A 23,302-nucleotide genomic window follows, 5' to 3' on the forward strand; every position below is an offset into this window, starting at 1 on the left:
GCTACTCCTGCGGGCCCTTCCGATTGACCTCCTCCACGACCGCGAAGAGGTCGCCGATCGAGGAGAAGTTGACCGAGATGATGTTCGGCATCATGCCGCGCTCCTGCCAGCAGCGTTCGATGCGGCTGCGCAGCACCTCCGCGCTGTTCGCCGGGAGCGCGTCGCGGGTGGAGGGCGGGAAGCGCGAGACCCAGTGGTTGATGAGGAAGAGCGGGCTATCGGGCCGGCCGCGGAACGGCTCGCAGCTGAACTCCTCTGCCGAGCGGAAGAGGAACGGAGTGTCCTGCATCCAGGTGAAGGCGTCGTGGTACCAGGGCGGCGCCGGCGCATCCTTCACGTTTTCGGAGAAAACGAGCAGGCGGCGGTCCGTCTCCATGAGCTGCCGGAGCGTCGGCAGCGGCTCGCCCCATTCGAGCACCGCGGCGTAGTCGATGAGGCCGGTGCGCGTCATCGCCTTCTCGACGTCGAAGGGGTCGACGTAGTCCTGCAGGACGAGGATGACGACCTCGCCGGGGTGCTGGCGGAGGAACGCGCGGAGGTCGCGCATGACGCCTTCGAAGGGGGTTGCGCCGAGTTCGCAGTAGCCGTGGCAGAGGTAGAGGCCCGGCTTCGCGCCCTGCGGGATGGGGCCGATGGTGTCGGCGAGCCGGGCAGCGGCTTCGGAGGCCTCCGGCCCCCAGTAGGGCTCGATCTTCTCGATGGTGAGCGCCGGGTCGGTGCGGACGCCGCGGCCGGTCGGGTAGCCGTAGTAGACGTCGATGAGAAAGGCCCGGATGCCGTCGCGGAGCTGGCGGTCGATGGGGTGGAGGTGCTCGGCGAGGAACCAGCCGGGCGATTCGGCGGCGCTCATCGAGTTGTGGGTCGAGGGGAAGAGCACCTGGTCGAGCCGGCGGTCGCACAGCTCTTCGAGGCCGTTGCAGCCGTCGTAGCGGACGAGGTCGGCGGACGATGGCGCGCGGAAGGCATCGCGGTTGAGCCAGAAGAGGCCGGCGACGGCGAGCCCGGCGAGGGCGAGCGTGCTGCCGGCGAAGACGGCGGGGATGGCGGCTTCGCGGCGCGCCGCGCGGGGGGCATCGCGCCGCGCGGCTTCGCGGGCGAGGCCGAGCGTGCGCAGCAGTTCGACGCCGGCGAGGTAGGCGATGGCGAGCCCGGCCGCCCGCGCCGCGAGCATGCCCGCCGCCGCGGGGGAGAGGAAGAGGATGACGCCGGCCGCCACACAGAGGCCCGAGAGCCCGACACGCCCGAGCCGCTGCTCCCAGCGGGCGGCGAACCAGCGGACGACGGCCGCGGCCTGTTCGCGGGCGGAGGCCGTGGCCACGAGGCTGGACGCGACGGAGGCGATGACGACGCCGGCCGTGGCCTGCAGCCACATCCACGAGCGGAGCTCCCGGCTGTAGGCGAGCCACGTCTCCCGCGCGGCTTCGCGGGCGACCCGCGAGCCGGGCACCCGCGTCTCCAGCAGTTCGGCGACGATGGCGATGCCGAGCCAGGTGAGGAGCGCGCCGCCGACGAGCCCGATGCCGAACGCGGTGGCCGCCGCCCGGAAGGAGCCGCCGACGAGGCCGCTCGCCACGAAGCAGGCGGCGGCCGCCGCGAGCACCACCCACGTGAGCGCCCGCAGCTGGCGGTCGACCTCCATCAGCCGGGTGGCGGCGCCCCGGCTGGCGACCTCGATGGTGCCGAGGTTCGGCCCGCCGGGCAGCCGGTCCGCCAGCTCCGGGTCGTAGGCGCGGAGGCCGGCCTGGGCGAGCGTGGAGATATCCGAGATGTTGAGGACGAAGCTCTGGCGGTCGCTGGAGAAGATGGCGCGGTGGAGGTCGCGCGCGGCCGCTTCGAGGATCCGTTCGAACGGACGGCTGGTGAGCGCCGTATCGACGACCGTATCGAGCAGCGGCCGCGCGGCGAGGAGGTCCGGCTGCTGGTCGATCGCCTGGTCGACGACGACGCGGCGGACCTCGGCGCGGACGGCTTCGTTCTCCATCAGCGAGACGGCGGTGGCCGCGAACCGGTCTTCGTCGTAGAGCACGTCGGCGAGCCAGAGGCGGATGACGCCGAGGGTGACGAGCAGCGCGGCGGCGATGCCCAGCAGCGTGGAGGCGGCGGTGCGGGAGAGGCGGACGAGCGTCGGCATGGCGTCGTGCCGCGGGATTCTGGCGGATGAACGGGGTTCGGGCTAGCGGGCGCGCCTACTCGCTCACCATGAACGCCCAGCCGACCACCTGCTTCGTCGGCGCGTTCGGGTTGAGCGGGTCCTGCACGGCGAGGGCGGCTTCGTGCTTGCCGGGCTGGAGGCCCTCCGGCGGGGCGTAGCAGACGCGGCCGTTCTGGGGCTGGTCGCGGGTGGGGATGACCCACGTGAGCCTGTCGGTCACTTCGACGCCGTCGACGGCCATGCGGAACCACTGGCCGTACTGCGGCGTGCCTTCGAAGCTGACCTCGGCGCAGATGCCGCCCGGCCGGGAGGGGTCGGGCGAGCGGGTGGAGGCCTGCGTCACCGTGCTGCCGTGCTCGGGGTAGACCTTCAGGATGTTGCCGCCCAGCTTCGGCGCGGGGCCGAACTGGCTCGCATCGGGCGTGGGCGTCGGCGTCGGCACAGGGTCGGGACCGTCGCCGCAGGCCGCGCCCGCGAGCAGGAGCGCGGGCAGCGCGGCGGCGAGGAGGAAGCGGCGGGAGGGGACGGGCAGGCGCATCGCTCCCGAAGGTAACAAAGGCCGCCCCAGCGGGGAATGTGCCAGCTTGCCCTTGGCTTTCCGGGCCGCGCCGGGGCACCGTCGGGCGGAGATCACACCCGGAGGTGACGACGATGGACCCGGAGGAGCTGCAGGCGCAGGACGCCCTGCTCGAACTGGAGGAGCTGCGCGCGCAGCTGGCGGAGCGGGACGAGGCGCTGGCCGCCGCCCGCGAGGCGCACGCCCGCGCTATCGCGCGGCTGCGAGAGGCGCTCGCCGCCGCCGAGCCGGCGCTCGACCCCGCCCTGCTGAGCGGCGATACGGTCGAAGCGCTGGAGGCCAGCTACGCGGCGGCGAAGGAGACGCTCGCGCGCATCCGCGAGGCGGTCCGGCGGGAGGCTGCGGCCGCGATCCCGGCCGGCGCGGCGCTCCGGCAGCAGGGCCGCGCCGCGATGTCGGCCATCGAAAAGATCCGCGCAGGGCTGGCCGGGCGGTAGCTCAGCGCGCGTCGAGCCGGCGGAGCACGGCCACGAGCATCGCATCGAGCGAATCGAGCGAGGGGTCCTCGGCGGCTGCGGCTTCGACCCATTTGCGGGCCTCGGCGCGGGAGTAGCCGAGGCCCGCGATCGCTTCGACGGCGTCGGCGATGAGGCGCCGCTCCTCGAAGGCGGCCGTTTCGAGCGGCCGTTCGACGCCGGCGTCCTGGAGGGCGGCTTCGGCGATGACCTTGCCGCGGAGGGTCGCGATGATCTTGTCGGCCGAGCGGGGCCCGATGCCGGGCAGCCGGGCGAGGGTGGCGCGGTCCTCCTGTTCGATGGCGCGGGCGATGGTCGAGACGGAGACGTTCATCGCTTTGACGGCCTTCGCCGGGCCGATGCCTTCCACGGTCGTGAACTTCCGGAAGAAGTCGCGCTCCGCCCGGCGGAGGAAGCCGACGAGGACAGGCAGCGGGTTGTTCGCGTTCACATGGTAGAAGATGTGGAGGCCGAGCTCGGGGCCTTCGCCGGCGGAGAGGTCGGCCTCGCCCGCCAGCTCCGTGAGTTCGGGCCAGAGCACGATGGGGACGAGGATTTCGAAGCGGATGCCGTGGACATCCAGCTCGACGAGCGGGCCGGCGAGGTCCATCCGCGCGAGCCGGCCGCGGAGGTGGGTAATCATCGCCGCCGAGTATGCCATGGGTGGCGCGTGGGCGGCCGCGGGTTCGACAATCGGGACGTGCCCGAGCTCCCGGAAGTCGAGACCATCCGCCGCGACCTCGCCCCGCTCGTGACGGGCCGGACGATTACCGGCGTCGAGGTGGACCCGGGGACGCTGCCGCTGCTCGCGGGCGTGCCGATCGAGACGCTCCGCGCGAACCTCGTCGGGCGGACCATCCGGTCGCTCGGCCGCCGGGGGAAGTACCTCCTCTTCGAACTCGACGACGGGCGCTGGTTCGCCGCCCACCTGCGGATGACGGGGCGGCTGGTGTGGCGCGAGCGGGGCGCGCCGCCGGAGCCGTACGAGCGGGCCGTCATCGAGCTGGATGACGGGCACGACCTGCGCTGGAGCGACCTGCGGAAGTTCGGCACGTGGCGCCTCCACGCTTCCGCGGAGGAAGTCACCGCGAAGCTCGGGCCGGAGCCGATCGACGCCGGGCTGACGGAGGCGCAGTTCCGCCGGGTGCTCGAAGGGCGGCGCGCGCCGGTGAAGGCCGTCCTCCTCGACCAGCGGCGGTTCGCCGGGCTCGGCAACATTTATGTCGATGAAGCGCTCTACGCCGCCGGCGTCCGGCCGGATACGCCGGCGGGCGACCTTTCGCGCGCGGCCATGGGCCGGCTCTACCGCGCCTGCCGCGAGGTATTGGAACGGGGCATCGCCCACCGCGGCGCCAGCTTCCGCGACTACGTCGACGGGCAGGGGAACGAAGGCCGGCAGCACATGTTCGTGCAGGTGTTCCGGCGGACAGGGAAGCCGTGCTACGCCTGCGGGACGCCGATCGCGCGGAGCATCGTCGGCGGCCGGGCGACGCACTACTGCCCGCGCTGCCAGCGGCCGGCGCGGCGGCCCCGCCGGGCGGGGGAGGAGGCGCGCCGTGCTGGCTGACCCGGCCGATGTGGCGCGGGCGCTCCGGCTGCCGCCGGGCAGCGAACCAGCCTGCGAGCCGCTCGGCGATGCGGCCGGCGCGCCCGAGCGGTGGAGCGGCGGCGGGCGGGCGGTCATCGTCCGCCGGCCGGTCACGGCGGAGGCGGCGCAGAACCACGCGGCCGTCTTCGAGGCGCTGGCGAACGCGGGGTTCGCCGCCATGCCGCGGCTGCTCGGCTTCTCCGGCCTCGCCACCATCGAGGATGAGGTGCCGGGCCTCACCGCGCTGCAGGTCGAACCGCCGCCGGGCGCCGCGGAAGCGGCCGTCGCGGCGCTCGCCGCGCTCCACGCGCTGCCGCTGCGGGAGGGGCTCGACTGGGAGAAGGCGCCGGCCGAGGTGCTGCCCGCATGCCCGCCGCCGCTCTACCGGCTGGGCTTCGCGGCAGCGGAGCGGGAGGCCGCCGCGCCGCACTTCGCCGCCGCCCGGGAAGCGCTCCTCGCCGGGCCGTTCGGCTTCGCTCACCGCGCCGCGACGGCCGCGAACGTCCTCCTCGCGCCGGGGCAGGCGTGGCTCGTGAACTTCGCCGCGGCCGGCTTCGGCCACCAGCTGTTCGACCTCGCCGCCTTCCTGCTCACCAGCGGGCTCGGGGCGCCGGCGCGGCGCGCGCTCGCCATGGCGTGTGCCCGGCTGCGGGGCCTCGACCCGGCCGCGGCCGCCGACCTCGCCGACCTCGCCGGGCTCGCCTGGGGCACGGACGAACTGCTCTGGCTGCCGCGCCGGCAGGTGGAGGCGCTCGGCGACGATGCCGCGCTCGCGGCGCTGAACCTCGCCGCCGTGCGCATCGAGCGGGGGATGCGGGAGCCGGCCGGCGATTCGCCGATCGCGGCAGCGATCCGGGCGGCGCTCTGGGGCTGACGGCTCCGGCGGGCCGGCCCGCCTGCCGATGATCAGGGTGTGTTCCGGAAGCTGCCCTGGGTGGTGCTCGCCCTCCTCTTCCTCAGCACCGCGCGCTGCGCCACCGCCGACCTCGCAGCCGGGGTCGCCGCGGTGCCGTTCGTCGGGCCGATCCTCGTGCCGCTGCCGGCGACGCCGGCCTACATCGCGGCGATTGGCACGCCCGCGCCGGCCGAACCCGTCGAGCCGGACTTCGCCGCCTGGTTCCCGGCCGAAGGCGGCTGGCAGGCGGTGAAGCCGGCCGACTGGCAGGCGATGCTGGTCGCCGCGGCGGCCGCGGGCACCCCGGAGGGCTGGAACGCGCTCTGCGCGAAGGCCTCCGCCGCTGCGGGGGCGGACCGCGCCGCCGCGCCGCTCCCGGGCGCGCTCGCCTGCAGCGCCGACCCGGCGGTCACGGCGGCGCAGCGCATCGCCCTGGCGCTGTTCGACCTCCGCGCGGCGGTCGGCGCGTGGCTGGCGGGCGCGCCGAACGGCTCCATCGGCGCGATCCAGGGGCGGCAGGCCGCGCTCCGGCTGCTCTGCGCCACGGCGGCGCCGGGGAAGCTCGACGCGGCCGCCGTGGCCGAGGCCTGCGCGAAAGGGCTCGACGCCGGCTACCTCGCCGGCAAGGGCGCGGAGACGATGGCCGCCGTCGAGGCCGCCTACGCCGCCTATGCGGCGGCCCTCGCGAAGGCCGACCCGCAGACGGCGGCCGAGCCGGCGGTCTTCGCGGCCGGGGACGCAGCGGCCCCCTGAGCCGTATAGAATGGCGGCCCCGCCGACCGCTCCGGAGGTGCCGCCCATGCCCGAGTTCGCCCGCCCGACCGTGACGCTCCACTACCGCGACGAAGGCGCAGGGCCGCCGCTCGTCTTCCTCCACGGCTGGTGCGACAGCTCGGCGACGTGGGGGGCGCTGCTGCCGCGCTTCGCCGGCGAGTTCCGCTGCATCGCGCCCGATATGCGCGGCCACGGCGCTTCCGGCCGGCCGTTCGACCACGCCTACTTCCCGGAGGCGCTCGCGAACGACGTCGCGGCGCTCTGCGGCGAACTCGGCATCGAACGGCCGGTGCTCATCGGCCACAGCTTCGGCGGCTTCCTCGCGGCGTTCATCGCCGCGCGGATGCCCGGCTTCGCGCGCGGCATCGCCGTCATCGACCAGCCGCTGGCGCTGGGCGAATTCGCGGCGCAGATGCGCGCGATCGCGCCCGTCATCCGCTCGCCGGAGACGCACCTCGCCTTCCGGCAGCAGCTGTTCGGGTCGATGTTCGGCGGGCTGACGGGACCCGCGCGGGAGGGCGTGGAGGCGCGGAGCGCGGCGACGCCGCCGGAGGTGGCGCTGGGGCTCTGGGCGCCGCTGTTCGAATTCAGCGAGGAGGAGATGGCAGCGCTCGGCGGCCGGCTGCTGGCCGCGCTCGAAGGCCAGCCCTCGCTCGTCATCGAAGGGATGGACCACCCCGGCTACCCGGAGCTGCTCGCGCAGGCGGCGCCCGCGGCGCGGGTGGTGCGCATCCCGGCCGGGCACTGGGTGCAGCTCGAACGGCCGACGGAGACGGAGGCGGCGCTGCGCAGCTTCCTGGCGGGGGTGTGAGGTGGCCGGGCGGGAGCGCGGCGCCGCGGGCTGGCTCGAACGGACGCTCGCCGCGCCGGCGCTCGTCCAGGCGATGGCCGTCGCCGCCCGGCTCGGCATCTTCGACCTCGTCCGCGACCAGCCGAAGTCGGCGCTCCTGCTCGCGAGCACGGCGGGGGTGCACCCGGAGGCACTGACCCGGCTGCTGCGCGCGCTGGCGGCCGAGGGCGTGCTCGACTTCGGCGAGGATGGGCGCTACGGCGCGACCCCGGTGGCCGGCCTGCTCTGCCGGCAGGCGCCGGGCGACTACCTCGAACGGCTGCTGGCGCTGGCGAACCGCGAGTGGGAGGCCTGGGGCGGGCTGCTCGAGGCGGTGGAGACCGGCCGGCCGTCGGTCCCGCGGGCGGGCGGGGAGGGGTTCGCGCCGCCGCCGGGCGCAGCCGAGGCGCTCCGCCGCGCCGCGGGCGATGTCCCGGCGCCGGGATGCATCATCGGCAGCCCGGCCGCGCGGGCGTGGCTCGAGCGGACATGGCGGGCCGCGTCGCCGGGCGTGCCGCTCGCGGCCGGCGGCGGGCTCAGCTGCCTCGCCGATGCGGAGGCCGCGGCCGAGGTCGCGGCAGCGCACGCCGCGCTGCCGCCGGGCGGCCGGCTGCTCCTGCTCGAACCGGTCGTGCCGGCGGACCCGCGGGCCGCGCCGGGGCTGGCGCTGCGCGACCTCGAGCTGCTGGCGCTCGGCCGGGGCCGCCTGCGCGGGCTGGAAGAGTGGCGGAAGCTGCTGGAGCGGACGGGCCTGCGCTTCGACGGCGCAGCGCCGGTGAAGGGGACGGGCGGCTGGATGGTGCTGGCGGCGAGCCGCGGGCTGGTGTAGGGGGAGGCCGCAGGCGGCGAGGCTGGATGCCGCCGTGCGGGGGCGCGGGATGGCTGGCCGCCTCCCGGCGGCGGCGCCGCGGGATGCCGGCGCTCCGCGTCGGCGCCGGGGCGGCGGGAGGTTGGAGGTTGAAGGTTGGAGGTTGAAGGTTGGGACCCGCGTGTCCGTCGCCTCCCGTCTCCCGGTTCCCGCTTCCCGCTTCCCGGGGACATCCGTTGGGCGCATCGCGCCCCGCGGAGACGGAGCCCCGCGACGACGGAGTTGGGAGTCGGAGGTTGGAAGTTGGGGGCAAGGAGGGCGGCATCTTTCTCCCTCTCTCCCTTCTCCCTTCTCCCTCTCTCCCTTCTCCCTCTCTCCCTTCTCCCTCTCTCCCTCCCCGGGCGCGAAGCGCCCGCCCGCGCGGCCGCGGCGCGGCCGCATCCCGCGGCGATGCCGCCGAAGGCGGCGAGCCATCCCGCGCCGCCGAACGGCGGCCCTCCCCTACCCCCAGCGGGGCGGGCGCTTCTCCTGGATGGCGCGGGCGCCCTCCGCCGGCGCGGCGGAGAAGAAGCCGAGCATCTCGAGCGCGAGCGAGTAGTCGAACGCCGTGATGCCGCCGAGCCGGAGCCACTGGTTGAGCGCTTTCTTCGTGAACCGGAGCGCGTGCTGGGGACCGTCGGCGAGCTGGCGGGCGATGCGCATCGCCTCCGGCATCAGCTGCTCGCGCGGCACGCAGCGGCTCACCAGCCCGATCCGCTCCGCTTCGCGCCCGTCGATGAAGTCGCACGTGAGCAGGTAGTACTTCGCCTTCGCCATCCCGCAGAGGAGCGGCCAGATGATGGCGGCGTGGTCGCCGGCCGCGACGCCGAGCCGCGCGTGGCCGTCCGTCAGCCGCGCCTCTTCGGCGATGATCGAGATGTCGGCCATGAGGGCGACGGCGAGCCCCGCGCCGACGGCGACGCCGTTGATGGCGGAGATGATGACCTTTTCGCAGGTCATCATCTCGTAGACGATCGCCTCCGCCTCCTTCATCACGCGGACGACGGCCTCGAACCGCTCCTCGGCGGGGAGGGCGGCGCGGGCTTCGATATCGGCGAGGTCGCCGCCGGCGGAGAAGGCGCGGTCGCCCGCGCCGGTGACGACGATGACGCGCACCGCCGGGTCGGCATCGAGGTCGCGCCAGACGCGGGTCAGCTCGGCGTGGAGGACGTCGTTCGCGGCGTTGTAGACCTCCGGGCGGTCGAGGGTGACGAGGGCGATGCCGTCGGCAGTCGCGATGCGGAGGTGCTGGTACTCGGCGGCCATGGGGCACTCCTGCGAAAGGACATTCGGGCCCGGACCGTGAGCGGGCCGCGGGCTAGACTACTGGAAAGATGCCGAACTGGGTGATCGAAGGGCTGATTGCGACGAGCCCGCGGCCGGGCTATGCGCCGGGGCCGGAGCTGACGGTGCGGGACGAGGCGGTGGACCGGTGGATTGCGGAGGCGCGGCGGTTCGGCATCCGGTCGATCATGTGCCTCATCGGGAACGACCAGCTCTGGCTCTACCGGAAGGCGGCGCCGGAAGGGCTGCTGGAGCGGTACCGGCAGAGCGGGTTCGAAGTCTTCCACCTGCCGACGCTGGACCAGCTGACGCACCCGTACCGGCCGGAGGAGTACGAGCGGGCGTGGCGGGCGTTCCTCGAGCTGCCAAAGCCGGTGCTGGTGCACTGCAGCGCCGGGATGGACCGGACGGGCCGGGTGGTGCGCTACATCCTGGAGCAGCTGGAGCGGGAGGGCGGCGCGGCGGCCGCCCGCTGAACGCGCGAAAATTCACCACCGGGTGGCGAATTTTTCACCGCTGGCGCGCCGGCTGGTCGCCCCGGGCGCGGGCTCTGCAGCGCTGACGGTGGTGAAAATTTCACCATCGAACGGTAGCATTTCGAACATGTACCGGCGGAACATCGAGCCGCTCGTGCTGGAGGCGCTGGCTGACACCCGGGCCGTCTACCTGGCCGGGGCGCGCCAGTGCGGCAAATCCACCCTCGCCCGCGCCATCGCCGAGCGCACCGGCCGGCGCTACCTCACCCTCGATGACCCGCTGACGCTCGACCTCGCCCGGGCCGACCCGGCGGGGCTCGCTGCCAGCGCGGCCCGGCAGCCGCTGGTCATCGATGAAGCGCAGCGGCTCCCGGAGCTGCTGCTCGCGATCAAGCGGGCGGTCGACGACGACCCGGCGCCGGGCCGCTTCCTCCTGACCGGCTCGGCGAACTTCCTCGCCCTGCCGCAGGTGGCGGATTCGCTCGCCGGCCGGGTCGAGATCATCGAACTCCACACCCTCAGCCAGGGCGAGCTGCGCGGCCGGCGCGAGGGGTTCCTCGATGCCCTGTTCGCGGGCAGCCCGGCGGCCGGCCTCGGCCCTTCGGAGCTCGGCCGGGCTGAGTACCTCCGGCTCGCCGAGGCCGGCGGCTACCCGGAGGCGGTCGGCCGGCAGCTGCCCGCGCGGCGGCGGCGCTGGTTCGCCTCCTACCTCGACACCATCATCCGGCGCGACCTGCGGGACATCGCCGCCATCGAGCACGTCGCCGCCGTCCCCGCGCTCCTGCGGCTGATCGCCGGCCGGGTCGGCAGCACGGCGAACGTTGCGGGCCTGGCGCAGGACCTCCACCTGCCGCATTCGACGGTGACCCGCTACCTGCGCCACCTGGAGACGCTCTACCTGCTGGCGCCGCTGCCGGCCTGGTCGACGAACTTCTCCGCCCGGCTGACGAAGAGCCCGAAGCTGTACCTGGCGGACCCGGGCCTCGCGGCTGCGCTCGCCGGCAGCGGCGCGGCGATGGCGGAGCGGGTGCCCGAGGCGGCGGGCCAGCTGCTCGAAGCGTTCGCCGTCGCCGAGGTGCGGAAGCAGGCGACCTGGAGCGAGACCGCGCCGTCGGTCAGCTACCTGCGGACGTACGCCGGCCTCGAGGTCGACCTCGTGCTGGAGGCGCCGGACGGCCGGGTGGCCGCGCTTGAGGTGAAGGCGGCCGCGCGGCCGGAGCGGCGGGACTTCCGCGGCCTCGCGGCGCTCCGCGACGAGCTGGGCAGCCGGTTCATCGCGGGCGCCGTCCTCTCGCCCCACCCGGAGCCGCTCCCCGCGGGCGACCGGCTCTGGGCGCTGCCCCTCGACGCGCTCTGGCGCGCCTGAGCCGCCGCGGTTCACGCCCACGCGGACCGCTAAACGCGCGAAATTTCGCCACCGTCTGGTGAATTTTTCGCCGCGGAGCAGTTCGAACCGCAGCGCGCCCCGGCGCTCGCCGCCACTTCGTACAGGGCCCCCTCCCTTTCTCCCTTTCTCCCTTTCTCCCTTTCTCCCTTTCTCCCTGCTCCCTCCTCCCTGCTCTCTCCTCCCTGCTCCCTCCCCTCCCGGTATGATGAGCGCCCACCACCTTCCATCCCGGAGCGCCTCTTGCTGCCCATCACCCGTGTCGACCACATCTCCATGGCGGCGGCCGACTGGCGGGCCCAGTCGGCGAAGCTCGAGCGGCTGCTCGGCTTCAAGTTCCTGCACCACTGGGAGGCCGGCCCGAACCAGGATTTCGACGGCTGCGTCTCGCAGGTGCGGGGCACCGGCATCGAGTTCGAAGTCATCTCGCCGGCCCGGCCGGATTCGTTCGTGCAGAAGTTCCTCGACCAGAACGGGCCGGGGCTCCACCACATCACCGTCGAGGTGGAGGACATCCACGCGGCGGCGAAGGAGCTGGAGCGGCTCGGCATCACCCCCTTCGGCGGCATCCAGGACGACGGCGCCTGGTACGTCACGTACATCCACCCGAAGGACAGCGGCGGCATCCTCTGGCAGCTGTTCGTCGCGCACCGGCCGGCGCCGGAGGTCGACCGGAACGCGGGCGGCGGCATCGTCGACCTCCAGCGGGTCGACCACGTCTCGATGGCCGTGCCGGACCTGGCGAAGCAGGTCGCCTGGCAGGAGCGGGTGTTCGGCATGCAGCTGCTTTCGGAGTGGGAGGACGAGCACCTCGGCTACCGGGGCGCCGTGATGTCGATCCCGGGGAGCAAGCTGCAGTTCGAGGTGATCGCGCCGACGCGGGAGGACAGCTTCGTGCAGAAGTTCATCGCGACGCGGCGGCCGGGGATGCACCACATCTGCTGCGAGGTCGCCTCGGTGGACCGTGCGGTCGAGGCGCTGCGGGCGGAGGGGATCGAGCCGTGGGGCGGCATCATCGAGAACGACTGGAAGCGGCACACGTTCATCCACCCGCGGGATTCGGGCGGGGTGCTCTTCCAGCTGTTCGAGGAGTAGCGGCGGAGCCGCCCCCTCACCCCGCGCGCGGGAAGGGGACGGCGGGGACGGCGACGGTGACGGCCACCGCCTCGCCCGGGTCGGCGAGGTCGCTCGACGGCGCGGTCATCCGCAGGAGGTGGCCCCCCACCTCGAGGTCGAGCCGCGTCACGGCACCTTCGAACCGCCGCGCGCAGACCCGCGCCGGCGTGCCCCCGTGCCGGAGCCGCAGCCACTCCGGCCGGATGAGGAGGTCGCACGGGCCGCGGAACGGCCGCGCCAGCGGCAGCTGTCCCAGCGGGCACTCCGCCGCCGCGCCGAACGCCTCGCCCGGCACGAACTGGACGTCGCCGCCGTAGGAGGCGGCCGTGCGGGTCGCGGGTTCGAAGTAGAGCGCGCGCGGCGTCGCCACCTCGACGATTTCGCCCGCGTCCATCACGGCGACCCGGTCGGCGATCGCCATCGCGTCGGCGCGGTCGTGGGTCACGAGCAGGGCGGTCATGCCCTCGGCGCGGAGGATGGCCGCGACCTCGTCGCGCATCTGGACGCGGAGGCCGGCATCGAGGTTCGAAAACGGCTCATCGAGGAGGAGGACGCGGGGCCGCGGCGCGAGCGAGCGGAGGAGCGCGACCCGCTGCTGCTGGCCGCCGGAGAGCTGGTGGGGGTAGCGGCCTTCGAGCCCCTCCAGGTGGGCGAGGCGGAGGAGCGCCTCCACCCGGCCGCGCTCGCCGCGCGGCAGGCCGTAGCCGATGTTGCCCGCGACGGTCTGGTTCGGGAAGAGGGCGTACTCCTGGAAGACGAGGCCGACGGAGCGGCGGTGCGCCGGCACGTGGTGCTGCGGGCTTTCGATGAGTTCGCCGGCGAGCCGGATTTCGCCCGCGGTCACCCGTTCGAAGCCGGCGACGGCGCGCAGCAGTGTCGTCTTGCCGCTGCCGCTCCGGCCGAGGAGGGCGACGAGTTCGCCCGGGGCGAGGACGAGCGTCGCCCCGTGGACGGCGCGGAAGCGGCCGTAGTGGACGTCGACGGCATCGATGCGGAGCGCCTCCGCGGCCGGGCGGGGGGACGGGTCAGGATTCGAGGGTCGCAGGGTCGCCTCTCCAGGCCAGCACCACGAGGGGGATGAGCGCGAGCCCGACGAGGACGAGCGCGGGCAGCGCTGCACCAGCATACAGGGCGTCGGAGGTTCGGCCCCAGACGAGCCCGGGCAGGGTTTCGAAGCCGGGGGGCGAGAGCAAGAGTGTGGCCGGGAGCTCCTTCAGCACGGTGAGGAAGACGAGCGCCGCGGCGGCGGCCATGCCGGGCCGCGCGAGCGGGATCGTGACCGTCGCGAGCACCCGCAGCGGCGGCCGCCCGAGCGAGGTGCCCGCCTCTTCGAGCCGCGGCGGCAGGCGGAGGAGATTCGCCCGCAGCGCCGAGAGCGCGTTCGGCACGAACAGCACGAGGTAGGCGAAGAGCAGCATCCACGTCGTCTGGTAGAGCGGCTGCGCGTAGCGGATGCCGAAGAAGACGAGCGAGAGCGCGACGACGAGCCCGGGGAGGGCGTGGGTGAGGTAGGCCGTCTGCTCGAGGGCGGCCGCGCCGGGGCCGCCGTAGCGGGCGGCGAGGATGGCGAGCGGCAGCGCCAGCGCCACCGTCAGCCCGGCCGCGGCGAGGGCGAGCAGGAGCGAGTGGCGGGCCGCTTCGCCGATATCGGGGAAGTTCGCCCCGACCTGCAGGCCGCGGGCGAGCCAGTAGCCGAGCACCCCGAGCGGGAGCGCAAGCGAGGCGAGCACGACGAGCGCGAGGAAGGCGACCGCGGGCCACCGCCAGCGGCCGAGCGGCACGGGCCGCGGCGGCGCCGAGCGGCGGGACGTGCGGCCCGCTGCCCGCCGCCGGACCGTCAGCTCGGCGACGAGGATGACAGCGGCGACGGCGACCAGCACGCAGGCGAGGATCGCCGCCCGGGTCCGGTCGAAGCTCGTCTGGTATTCGATGAAGATGTCGCGCGTGAACGTGGTGTAGTTGAGCGTGGAGACGCCGCCGAAGTCGCTCAGGACGTAGAGGATGACGAGGAGGAGCCCGGCGGCGAGCGCGGGGACGAGCCCGGGCAGCACGACCCGGAAGAAGGTGGGCCACGGCGCGACCCCGAGCGAGCGGGAGGCCTCCTCCTCGGCCGAGCTGGCCGCCGCGAGGGCACCCCGGAGCACGAGGTAGACGTAGGGGAAGCTGACCGCGGTGAGCGTGTAGGCGGCGCCCCAGAGGCCGTAGACCTCCGGCAGACGCTCGACGCCGAACGGTTCGAGCCAGCCCTGCAGCATCCCCTTCGGCCCGAGGAATTCGACGACCGTCATGCCCATCACGTAGGAGGGGATGGCGAGCGGCGCGGCCATCAGGACGGACCACGTGCGGCGGAAGGGCAGGTCGGTCCGCGTGGTGAGCCAGGCCGCGGGCAGCGCAACCAGGATGCAGGCGACGGCGACGACGAGGGAGAGCTGGAGCGACCGCGCGAGCAGCGGCCAGGCCGCATCGCGCAGCACCTCCTCCCACGGCGCCCAGCCGCGCTCGGTGCTCCGGCGGAAGAGGTACCACGCCGGCACGAGCGTGGCGAGCACGACGGCGAGCCCCGGCGGCCAGAGGGCCAGCGGGGCTCGCCGTGCGCTGCGGCGGAGGGGGAGGAAGGCCGCCGCCATCGCGGGGTTACTGGAGCGCGCCGACCTTGCGGAGCAGCGCGAGCGTGCCCTGCAGGTCGTTCAGGTCGCTCAGGTCGATCGCGGGCGGCTTCAGCGAATCGAGCGCGGGCAGGCGCGGGTCCGCCGCCATGCCGGCCACGAGCGGGTACTCGTAGGTCTGCTTCACGAAGTACTCCTGCGCCGCGTTCGCAAGCAGGTAGTCGATGAACGCCTGCGCCGCGGGCTTGTTCTTCGACGTCTTCAGCAGGCCGACGCCGGCAACGTTGACGAGCGTGCCCGGGTCGCCCGGGGCGGTGTAGTGGTTGCGGGCGGCGAAGCCTTCGCCCTGGTCCTTGATGAAGCTCCAGAGGTAGTAGTGGTTGACGAGGCCGAGCTTCACTTCGCCGGCCGCGACGGCGCTCACGATGGCACGGTTGTCCTTGTAGACCTTCACGTCGTTCGCGATCATGTCGCGCAGCCATTTCTCGGCGGCGGCGTCGCCCTCGAGCTTCCGGAGCGCGGTGACGAACGACTGGAACGAGCCGTTGGTGGGCGCCCAGCCGACCTGCCCCTTCCACTTCGGGTCGGTGAGCTGCTTCACGGAGGTGGGGAGGTCGGCGGGGTTGAGGGAGGTGTTGTAGACGATGACGCGGGCGCGGCCGGAGACGCCGACCCAGGTGCCGTCCTTCGCGCGGTAGGCGGCGGGGACCTTCGTAAGCGTGGCTTCGGGCAGCTTTTCGAAGAGGCCTGCCTTCGCGATGGCGCCGAGGGCGCCGGCATCCTGCGGGAAGAAGACGTCGGCCGGCGAGGCGCTGCCTTCCTCGGCGAGGAGCGTGGCGAGCTGGGCCGAATCGCCGTACTTCACGTTGACGGTGATGCCGGTGTCCTTCGTGAACTGTTCGAAGAGCGGCTTCACGAGCGCTTCGCCGCGGCCGGAGTAGACGGTGATGGAGCCGGAGGGCTTCGGCGTCGGGCTGGCGGCGGCCGTCGCGGCGGCGGTGCCGGTAGCGGTGGCCGCCGGCGTCGGCTCGTCATCGTCGTCGCCGCCGCAAGCCGCGGCCGCGAGGGGGATAGCCGCCGCGAGGGCGACCAGTGCGAGGGTGCGCAGGAGATTCATGGGGCTGAGCGTTGCCTCACGCGGAGAGATGTCACACCGGGGAGATTAGGGTCACCTAATTTTGGTGTCAAATCTGGCCTCTTCCGTGCGATTTGGCAGGGTCGGCCACAATTGCGAAGGCGTCTACGCGCTTCGGCGCGGTGCTCGCCACCACGGGAGGGCGAACCTATAATCACGGGCGGATCCGCGAATCGGATCAGGCGGGTGAACACATGAAAGTCCAGGTGCTCCAGGAAAACCTCCAGCGCGGCCTCGCCATCGTCGGCCGGGCCGTGGCCACGCGCGCCACCATCCCCATCATCTCCAACGTGCTGCTGCAGACGGAGGAGGGGAAGCTCCGGCTCGCCGCGACGGACCTCGATATCTCGATCGTCGCGTGGGTCGGCGCGAAGGTGGATGAGCCGGGCGCGACGACGGTGCCCGCGCGCCTGATCAACGACTTCGTGGCGAACCTGCCGGCCGCGACCGTCTCGCTCGAGGCGCCGGCGAGCGGCCGCCAGCTCCGCATCGAATGCGCCCGCAACGATTCGACCATCAACGCGATGGACCCGGCCGATTTCCCCCGCGTCGCCGAGATCCGCGACGGCGTGGCGGTGAAGTTCGACCCGAAGGCGCTGAAGCGGGCGATCGAGCGCGTGGAGTTCGCCGCCGCCACGGATGATTCGCGGCCCGTGCTCACGGGCGTCCACCTGAAGAGCGACGGCCCGCGGCTCACCCTCGCCGCCGCCGACGGCTTCCGGCTGGCCGTCGCCGATATCCAGCTGGAGGAGTCGCCGGCGGAGACGATCGAGGTCATCGTGCCGGCGCGGGCCCTGCGCGAACTCTCCCGCCTCATCGGCGATTCGAACCTGCCGGTCGAGATGCGGATCAACCCGCAGCGCTCGCAGGTGCTCTTCGAATGGGACGACGTGCAGATGGTCGCCCAGCTCATCCAGGGCACCTTCCCGAACTACAACCAGCTCATCCCCGCGCAGTTCAACACGCGGATGATCGTCGACGTGGACGAATTCAAGCGGGAGGCGCGCATCGCGGCGATCTTCGCCCGCGACGGGAGCGGCATCATCCGGCTGATCATGACGCCGGGCGAAGGCGGGATGCCGGGCCAGCTGACGATCAGCGCCCGCGCGGACGAAGTCGGCGGCAACGAAGGCAAGCTCGATGCGGTCATCGAGGGCGACGCCTCGCGGATCGCGTTCAACAGCCGCTACCTGCAGGACGTGTTGAACGTGCTGGGCAGCGGCCGGGTGGCGCTGGAGATGACGAGCCCCTCAGCGCAGGGCGTCTTCCGCCCGGTGGACGAGAACGGCGTGCCCGAGCCGGGCTACGTCCACGTCGTGATGCCGATGTTCGTGCAGTGGTAGGCGCCTGAGGGGGTTCGCGCCGGGCGCTGCGCCTTCGCGCTCACTTCAGCGCCTCCGCGGCGACGGCGAGCAGGTCATCGACGTGGACGTCGACGCCCCGGACCACGACCTGCAGGTTGCGCCGTTCATCCCACACGACGACGGCGCTCTCGCCGAATTCATCGCGTAAGACGGCACGACCGAGCGCCGCAGGCAGCCCGTTCACGCTCGCAGCCTCCCAGCGCTCCGATGCGATCTGCGAGGCGAAGCCCGGCGACGTCGCAAGGTCCTTGTAGATGGTCATCACACCGCCGTGCTGGACATCGAACCAGCTCTTCCCGGAGGCGACCTTCGCCGCCGCGGTCGGCGAGGCGGGGAATGCGATGGTGACTTCGGTGTGGACGATGGTGTCGCCGCAGCGCACGGCGCGGGCTTCCCCCGGCACACCGCCGGCAGGGAACGACCCCGGGAGGGCGAGCGGCGTCCCGTCGGCTTCGCGGGCATCGACCCACTGCGCCTGGCCCGGGGCGCACCACCTCGATTCGTGCTTCGCCGAAGGACCGACAGCGATGCCGTTGACCACCTGGTCGTAGCGGGGCAGCGCCTTATCGGCGTCGAGGTACGGCAAGCCCCAGCCGGGCTTGCTCGTGTCGATCGTCTCCGTGGGCACCGGTGCTGGCAGCGGCGCCCCATCGCCCGGCGCGCCATCGGCCGGGCCATCGGACCCGAGCAAGGCTCTTCCCAGCGCGAACCCGCCTACGGCCACAGCTGCCACGGCCGCGGCGAGCCCCGCGAGCCGCCAGTTCAGGCGCTTCCGCTCCATCTCGACCTCCTGCGAACTGCGCGTGCCGTCCGGACCCTGCGCCCGCCCGGCCCGGGTGGAGGATGCCACACCCACAGAGAACGTCAATGCGACCCTCACGGTTCCGTCGTAACGTGTGAGCCGGGCGCCGGCCGCCCCGGGGGCGGCTGCCCCGGCGCGCCCCGGCCGCCCGGTCAGCCCCGCGGGGCCGGGAACCGGCGGAGCGCCGGCTCCCCGGCAGCCGCGATGAGGGCTTCGAACCCCTCGGCGTAGCCGGCGCCGGGCTCGAGCGCCCCGCCATCGAACCCGGGCGCGAGGCCGGCCGCCAGTGCTTCGACGATGCCGCCGTGGGTGACGACAAGGAGCGCGCCGCCTTCCGGCACCTCATCGAGCCAGCCGCGGACGAGCGCGGCGAGGGCGTCGGCGTACGCGGCGACCGCCGGCGCCGAGCGGCGCGCTTCGGCCCAGGCCCGGTAGCCGTCGCTCCAGCGGACGTGCGCCTCCACCCGTTCGCCGATCTCCTGGAGGGCGGGGTGCACCCGGCTGACGGCGAAGCCCATCGCGGCGGCGGTCTCCTTCGCCCGGGGGAGCGGGCTCGTCACCACGAGGTCGAACCGCGGGCAGCGGGCGCCGGCGGCGCGCGCCTGGGCGACGCCGGCCGGCGAGAGGCCGGAGGCGTTGTCGGCGCGGTCCTGCCGCTCGGCGTGGCGGATGACGATAGCGGTTTTCATAGAGCGGCTTCGCTGGGGGTCGGCAGAGTGTACCGGCGGCCGGGCCGGCGCGCTCGCGGCGGATTTCGTGAAGGTGGCGGCCTTCCGCGCCCTCGGGCTCCACGCCGGGCCGGGGGTTGCCAGCAGCCAGCCAGCCCGGTAGGCTGAAAGCCACGGCGATGGAGTCCTGCCGTCAACCGCCGCCGGCACGGCGCCCGGCGTGCTGATGACTCCTGCACCCCCTGTGCAGGAGTTTGTTTTTTGGAGACGACCCGCGACCCCGGCCACCTGCGAGGCCCCCGGAAGGGGGCCGCCTGATGCCGCTCATCGATTTCCGCGACCAGCTCGCCGTCATCCGCTACCTCGCCAAGTGGTTCCTGCTCCTCACTCCCGTCGCGGCCGCCATCGGGACCGTTTCGGCGCTCTTCCTCTGGCTGCTCGAACACGCGACCGAAGCCCGCTGGGACCACCCGTGGCTGCTCTACCTGCTCCCGCTCGCCGGGATCGCGAGCGCCGCGCTCTACCACCGCTGGGGGCGGAGCGTGGAGGGCGGCAACAACCTGCTCGTCGATGAGATCCACCGGCCCGGCGGCGGCATCCCGCCCCGGATCGTGCCGCTCATCTTCATCGCCACCGTCGGCGCCCACCTCTTCGGCGCCTCCGTCGGGCGCGAAGGGACCGCCGTGCAGATGGGCGGCGGCATCGCGAGCGCCTTCAACCGCCTCCTCCGCCTCGGCCCGGACGACCTGCGGACGCTGCTCATGGCGGGCATCGCGGCCGGCTTCGGCGCCGTCTTCGGCACCCCGATCGCGGGCGCCATCTTCGCGATGGAGGTGCTCGCCATCGGCCGGATGGAGTACAGCGCCCTCATCCCGGTGCTCTACGCCGCCCTCGCCGCCGATTTCACGGCCGCCGCGTGGGATGTCCACCACACCGCCTACCAGGTCACCGTCACCGGCCGGAGCGGCAACCTCCCGTTCGATGTGCTGCTGCTCGCGAAGGCGTGCCTCGCCGGCATCGTCTTCGGCCTGGCGGCTGTGTTCTTCGCGGAGCTGGCCCACGGCCTCGGCCGGCTCTTCCGCCGGCTCATCCGCCAGCCGCTGCTCCGGCCGGCGGCCGGCGGCCTCGTCGTCATCGGCCTCGTCTTCGCGCTGGGTACGCGCGACTACCTCGGGCTCGGCGTCACCTCGCCGGAGCCGGGCGCGACGACCATCGTCTCGAGCTTCCACGCGGGGGGCGCGTCGCCGTTCGCCTGGTTCTGGAAGATCGTCTTCACGGCGGTCTCGCTCGGCAGCGGCTTCAAAGGCGGCGAAGTCACCCCCCTTTTCTATATCGGCGCCTCGCTCGGCAACCAGGTGGCGGATGTGCTGCAGGCGCCGCCGGACCTCTTCGCGGGGCTCGGCTTCGTGGCCGTCTTCGCCGGCGCGGCGAACACGCCGCTCGCCTGCACCGTGATGGGCATCGAGCTGTTCGGCTCGGCGGGCGCGCCCTACCTCGCCGTCGCCTGCTTCGTGTCCTACCTCGTGAGCGGGCACTCGGGCATCTACCTCTCGCAGCGGGTGGCGACGCCGAAGGTGCGGCCGGCGACGGTGCCGCCGGAGGCGCCGCTGCGCGTGGTGCGGGAGGCGAAGGCGGCCGACCAGCTGCCGCTGCCCGCCATCTTCGACGTGTTCAACGGGAAAACCCCCGCAGAAGGAGAACCTGGCATGGATTCGAACCACCGCGTCCGGCGGCGCGAGCTCGGGCTCGTGCGCATCTACCTGGCGCCGAAGGAGCGCGCGCCGCGCCGCGGCCTCGGCGGTTTCCTCCGCAGCCGCCCGCTCTACCGCGAAATCATCGACGCCGCCCGGCGCGACGGCCTGATGAACGCCATCGCCCACCCGACGCACTACGGGTTCAGCGGCAATGCCGACATCCACGCGCGCAGCACCTCGCCCGAAGTGACGAACGAGTCGCTGATGCTCTGCGTCGAACTGGTGGGCGAAACCGACGCGCTCGAACGGTTCTGCGAGCGCCACGGCGACCTCCTCGCCGGCAAGGTCATCGTCCACAAGACGGTGGAGCACTGGCACCTCGAGAAGGGCGCGGTCGTGGTCGATGACGTGTTCGACGACGACTTCGAAGGAGAGCCGGATGCCGCGGCGCAGGCCGGGAGCTGAGGGCGGGGAGGCTCAGGTGCCCGCAAATGGGCTGCCGAAGAGGCCAACGGCCAGCTCGCCCCAGGCCACCGCCACGAGCGCCGCGATTGCCGCCGCGGCTGCCAGGCGGCCCAGCAGCGGCATAGAGCGCGCACGCGCGGCCGCACTGATGCCGGCCCCCGTGGCGAAAACGAGCAGCCAGGCAGCCGCGAAGTCCAGGAAACCCCACCGGACGGCGTCCGTCACCAGCATCGCCCCGAACGGGATGAGGAGCAGCATGCTGGCGGCGAGGGCCGCCGCGGGGACGGTGCGGGTGGTCAGGATATGTGAGCGCATGCCGTCCTCCCTGGCGGATGGCTCGAAGGTCGCCGGGCGGCGCAACTCTGTCAAGCCGCAATGTCCACGCTGGAAAGGCAGGGTGAAGGCGTGAGCTGGTTCGTCTTCGCGCTGTTCTCGGCGGTGTTCGCGGCGGCCACGGCGATCCTCGGCCGGCTCGGCGTGAAGGACGTGAATTCGAACCTCGCGACGGCGATCCGGACGGTGGTGGTGCTGGTGTTCGCGTGGGGGATCGTCTTCGCGACGGGGGCGCAGCAGGAGCTCGGGAAGCTCTCGCGGGGGACGGTCGGGTTCCTCATCGCCTCCGGCCTGGCGACGGGGATTTCGTGGCTGTTCTACTTCCGGGCGCTGCAGCTGGGCACGGCCTCGAAGGTGGCGCCGGTGGACCGGTTTTCGGTGGTGCTGACGGTCGTGTTCGCGGCGGTCTTCCTCGGCGAGCGGCTGAGCTGGGGGGTGGCCGCCGGCGCTGCGCTGGTGACGGCGGGGACGATCCTGATCGCGCTGGGGTGAGGGGGCAGAGGGCGGCGCAGGGGCCGCCGCTGCCCTGGCGATGGGGCATGCGCGCGTGTTGACCTTGCAGCAACTGGAAAGTCTAGAGTTCCCCCATGAACATTGCAGAAGCTGCACGGGCCGCCGGGATCTCGCCATCGGGCCTGCGCTGGTACGAGTCCGCTGGCGTGCTGCCGCCAGCACCGCGAGGTGAGAATGGCTACCGCCAGTACACGACGCACGATGTCAGCCTGCTTCGGCTGGTCGTCGCGTTGCGGCGGGTCGGACTCCCCACCGCGGAGGCTGGCCGCCTGGCGCGGCTCACCTTCGACCGCGGCGGCGGGAACGAACTGCTCGCCGCGCTCCGGCGCCAGCGCGAGGCAATTGCCGCACGCAGGGCCGACCTGGAATGGCTCGACGGCCAACTCCGTGACCTTGAGGCGACCTGGCGCGCCACCAGTGGCCCGGGGCGCCGGCCGGAGCCGTCCGCACCGATCGCTGTGCTCTTCCTGTGCCAGGCGAACTCCGGCCGAAGTCAGATCGGCGAAGCCCTGCTGACGCGGCTCGGCGGCGAACGCTTCCGCGTGCAATCGGCCGGCGCGCGCCCTGCGCCGGTGAGCGAGATGGCCATCGCCGTCCTCGCGGAGGCGGGCATCGACTGGCGGGAGGCGCACTCGAAGGCTCTCAGCGACGTGACGGGCCCCTTCGACTACGTCATCACGCTCTCGGATGCGATGCGGGAGACCTGCGCCAGGATCGCCGGCGCGCACAGCACGCTGCACTGGCACTTTCCCGACCCGGCGGCCGTGCGCGGGTCCGCCGAGGCGCGGCTGGCGGCGTACCGCCGCATCCGCGACGAACTCTCCGCGCGCCTCATCCCGTTCGTCGAACTGGCGCTGCGCACCGCGGCCGCCGGCAAGGCAACAACATCAGACCGGGAGGTCTTCCATGGATGAAACGGTCCACGTCCGCTACATGGTGGACGATGTCGCGAAGGCGCTGGCCTTCTATACCGACCACCTCGGCTTCACCGTCGAATCTGACGCTGCGCCGGCGTTCGGCTCGGTTCGCCGCGGCAACCTGCGCCTGTTGCTCGCCGGGCCGCAGAGTTCGGCCGGCCGGCCGATGCCGGACGGCGCGATTCCGGGACCCGGGGGCTGGAACCGCATCCACGTCATCGTCCCCGACCTCGCGGCCGAGGTTGCGCGGCTGAAGGCCGAAGGCTGCGAGTTCCGCAATGAGATCGTCACCGGGCCCGGCGGTTCGCAGATTCTCCTGCTCGACCCTTCGGGCAACGTTGTCGAACTGTTCCAGCCAGCCGGGCAGCGGTGACACGGGCGCCAGCTCATCGCGCCGGCACCAGCGGCCCCGATGCGATCCGGGTCCT

General features: G+C 73.2%; 24 protein-coding genes and 1 riboswitch. Of the genes, 14 read left to right on the top strand and 10 right to left on the bottom strand.

The genetic code is table 11. The annotated features are described in order from the left end of the window. Position 1: 1 nt before the first annotated feature. Both N2041_RS10880 and N2041_RS10885 read right to left on the bottom strand, forming a co-directional pair. Positions 2-2,131 (bottom strand): hypothetical protein, encoded by a 2,130-nt coding sequence (locus tag N2041_RS10880; RefSeq protein ID WP_297678610.1) that lies wholly within the window; start codon positions 2,129-2,131, stop codon positions 2-4. A 55-nt stretch (positions 2,132-2,186) separates the two neighbouring features. Continuing rightward, entirely contained in the window at positions 2,187-2,690 is a 504-nt protein-coding gene (locus N2041_RS10885; RefSeq protein WP_297678611.1) for a hypothetical protein, read from the bottom strand. 104 nt (positions 2,691-2,794) lie between these two features. Between N2041_RS10885 and N2041_RS10890 the strand changes: the two genes are divergently transcribed. Then, positions 2,795-3,166: a hypothetical protein gene (locus N2041_RS10890; protein WP_297678612.1), complete on the top strand. Its 372-nt coding sequence runs from the start codon at positions 2,795-2,797 to the stop codon at positions 3,164-3,166. A gap of 1 nt (position 3,167) precedes the next feature. Here the strand turns inward: N2041_RS10890 and ruvA are convergent, their stop codons facing one another. Beyond that, positions 3,168-3,827 carry a Holliday junction branch migration protein RuvA gene (gene ruvA / locus N2041_RS10895; RefSeq protein WP_297678613.1) on the bottom strand — a complete coding sequence of 220 codons (660 nt, stop codon included), beginning with the start codon at positions 3,825-3,827 and terminating at the stop codon, positions 3,168-3,170. A 57-nt stretch (positions 3,828-3,884) separates the two neighbouring features. Here ruvA and mutM point away from each other — a divergent pair, with 57 nt between their 5' ends. The 5 genes from mutM to N2041_RS10920 are packed head-to-tail and all read left to right on the top strand — an operon-like array spanning position 3,885 to position 8,099. After that, positions 3,885-4,751: a bifunctional DNA-formamidopyrimidine glycosylase/DNA-(apurinic or apyrimidinic site) lyase gene (mutM, locus tag N2041_RS10900; RefSeq protein WP_297678614.1), complete on the top strand. Its 867-nt coding sequence runs from the start codon at positions 3,885-3,887 to the stop codon at positions 4,749-4,751. Further along, a complete protein-coding gene (locus N2041_RS10905) occupies positions 4,741-5,646 on the top strand; it encodes a hypothetical protein (protein ID WP_297678615.1) in 906 nt (301 codons plus the stop codon). Before mutM ends, N2041_RS10905 begins: the two co-directional genes overlap by 11 nt. A 39-nt stretch (positions 5,647-5,685) precedes the next feature. Then, entirely contained in the window at positions 5,686-6,420 is a 735-nt protein-coding gene (locus N2041_RS10910; RefSeq protein WP_297678616.1) for a hypothetical protein, read from the top strand. 46 nt (positions 6,421-6,466) lie between these two features. Continuing rightward, positions 6,467-7,252, top strand: a complete 786-nt coding sequence (locus N2041_RS10915; RefSeq protein ID WP_297678617.1) for an alpha/beta hydrolase — start codon at positions 6,467-6,469, stop codon at positions 7,250-7,252. A gap of 1 nt (position 7,253) precedes the next feature. Beyond that, complete coding sequence (locus N2041_RS10920) at positions 7,254-8,099, top strand: methyltransferase dimerization domain-containing protein (RefSeq protein WP_297678618.1); 846 nt, start codon at positions 7,254-7,256, stop codon at positions 8,097-8,099. Positions 8,100-8,579: 480 nt separating this feature from the next. Here the strand turns inward: N2041_RS10920 and N2041_RS10925 are convergent, their stop codons facing one another. Further along, complete coding sequence (locus N2041_RS10925) at positions 8,580-9,383, bottom strand: enoyl-CoA hydratase/isomerase family protein (RefSeq protein ID WP_297678619.1); 804 nt, start codon at positions 9,381-9,383, stop codon at positions 8,580-8,582. Positions 9,384-9,451: 68 nt separating this feature from the next. On the opposite strand from N2041_RS10925, the gene N2041_RS10930 reads away from it, so the two are divergent. The 3 genes from N2041_RS10930 to N2041_RS10940 all read left to right on the top strand — a co-directional run bounded on the left by N2041_RS10930 (position 9,452) and on the right by N2041_RS10940 (position 12,356). Continuing rightward, on the top strand, positions 9,452-9,877 hold the full coding sequence (locus N2041_RS10930; RefSeq protein ID WP_297678620.1) for a tyrosine-protein phosphatase: 426 nt from the start codon (positions 9,452-9,454) through the stop codon (positions 9,875-9,877). A gap of 22 nt (positions 9,878-9,899) precedes the next feature. Continuing rightward, the gene (locus N2041_RS10935) at positions 9,900-11,243 is read left to right on the top strand and encodes an ATP-binding protein (protein WP_297678621.1); all 1,344 of its coding nucleotides are present in this window, start codon (positions 9,900-9,902) and stop codon (positions 11,241-11,243) included. Between the two features lie 261 nt (positions 11,244-11,504). Next, positions 11,505-12,356 (top strand): VOC family protein, encoded by an 852-nt coding sequence (locus N2041_RS10940; RefSeq protein WP_297678622.1) that lies wholly within the window; start codon positions 11,505-11,507, stop codon positions 12,354-12,356. 16 nt (positions 12,357-12,372) lie between these two features. Here the strand turns inward: N2041_RS10940 and N2041_RS10945 are convergent, their stop codons facing one another. The 3 genes from N2041_RS10945 to N2041_RS10955 are packed head-to-tail and all read right to left on the bottom strand — an operon-like array spanning position 12,373 to position 16,100. Next, positions 12,373-13,497 (bottom strand): ABC transporter ATP-binding protein, encoded by a 1,125-nt coding sequence (locus N2041_RS10945; RefSeq protein WP_297678623.1) that lies wholly within the window; start codon positions 13,495-13,497, stop codon positions 12,373-12,375. Further along, positions 13,403-15,004, bottom strand: a complete 1,602-nt coding sequence (locus N2041_RS10950) for an iron ABC transporter permease (RefSeq protein ID WP_297678624.1) — start codon at positions 15,002-15,004, stop codon at positions 13,403-13,405. Before N2041_RS10950 ends, N2041_RS10945 begins: the two co-directional genes overlap by 95 nt. Before the next feature lie 7 nt (positions 15,005-15,011). Then, on the bottom strand, positions 15,012-16,100 hold the full coding sequence (locus N2041_RS10955; protein WP_297678625.1) for an iron ABC transporter substrate-binding protein: 1,089 nt from the start codon (positions 16,098-16,100) through the stop codon (positions 15,012-15,014). A gap of 212 nt (positions 16,101-16,312) precedes the next feature. On the opposite strand from N2041_RS10955, the gene dnaN reads away from it, so the two are divergent. Continuing rightward, positions 16,313-17,461 (top strand): DNA polymerase III subunit beta, encoded by a 1,149-nt coding sequence (dnaN, locus tag N2041_RS10960; RefSeq protein ID WP_297678626.1) that lies wholly within the window; start codon positions 16,313-16,315, stop codon positions 17,459-17,461. 40 nt (positions 17,462-17,501) lie between these two features. Here the strand turns inward: dnaN and N2041_RS10965 are convergent, their stop codons facing one another. Together N2041_RS10965 and N2041_RS10970 are read right to left on the bottom strand one after the other, a co-directional pair. Then, positions 17,502-18,263, bottom strand: a complete 762-nt coding sequence (locus N2041_RS10965) for a hypothetical protein (protein WP_297678627.1) — start codon at positions 18,261-18,263, stop codon at positions 17,502-17,504. A 173-nt stretch (positions 18,264-18,436) separates the two neighbouring features. Then, positions 18,437-18,973: a phosphoglycerate mutase family protein gene (locus N2041_RS10970; RefSeq protein WP_297678628.1), complete on the bottom strand. Its 537-nt coding sequence runs from the start codon at positions 18,971-18,973 to the stop codon at positions 18,437-18,439. A gap of 145 nt (positions 18,974-19,118) precedes the next feature. Then, a riboswitch (Fluoride riboswitch) is annotated at positions 19,119-19,195 on the top strand. Positions 19,196-19,269: 74 nt separating this feature from the next. Here N2041_RS10970 and N2041_RS10975 point away from each other — a divergent pair. Further along, positions 19,270-21,111 carry a DUF190 domain-containing protein gene (locus tag N2041_RS10975; RefSeq protein ID WP_297678629.1) on the top strand — a complete coding sequence of 614 codons (1,842 nt, stop codon included), beginning with the start codon at positions 19,270-19,272 and terminating at the stop codon, positions 21,109-21,111. Positions 21,112-21,123: 12 nt separating this feature from the next. Here the strand turns inward: N2041_RS10975 and N2041_RS10980 are convergent, their stop codons facing one another. Then, a complete protein-coding gene (locus N2041_RS10980) occupies positions 21,124-21,426 on the bottom strand; it encodes a hypothetical protein (RefSeq protein WP_297678630.1) in 303 nt (100 codons plus the stop codon). Positions 21,427-21,516: 90 nt separating this feature from the next. Here N2041_RS10980 and N2041_RS10985 point away from each other — a divergent pair, with 90 nt between their 5' ends. The 3 genes from N2041_RS10985 to N2041_RS10995 all read left to right on the top strand — a co-directional run bounded on the left by N2041_RS10985 (position 21,517) and on the right by N2041_RS10995 (position 23,247). Then, on the top strand, positions 21,517-21,936 hold the full coding sequence (locus N2041_RS10985) for an EamA family transporter (protein ID WP_297678631.1): 420 nt from the start codon (positions 21,517-21,519) through the stop codon (positions 21,934-21,936). 95 nt (positions 21,937-22,031) lie between these two features. Continuing rightward, positions 22,032-22,871 (top strand): MerR family transcriptional regulator, encoded by an 840-nt coding sequence (locus N2041_RS10990; protein ID WP_297678632.1) that lies wholly within the window; start codon positions 22,032-22,034, stop codon positions 22,869-22,871. Further along, entirely contained in the window at positions 22,864-23,247 is a 384-nt protein-coding gene (locus tag N2041_RS10995) for a VOC family protein (protein ID WP_297678633.1), read from the top strand. Before N2041_RS10990 ends, N2041_RS10995 begins: the two co-directional genes overlap by 8 nt. The last annotated feature ends 55 nt before the right edge of the window (positions 23,248-23,302 follow it).

The organism is Tepidiforma sp. (assembly GCF_026419595.1).
Taxonomy (GTDB): domain Bacteria; phylum Chloroflexota; class Dehalococcoidia; order Tepidiformales; family Tepidiformaceae; genus Tepidiforma.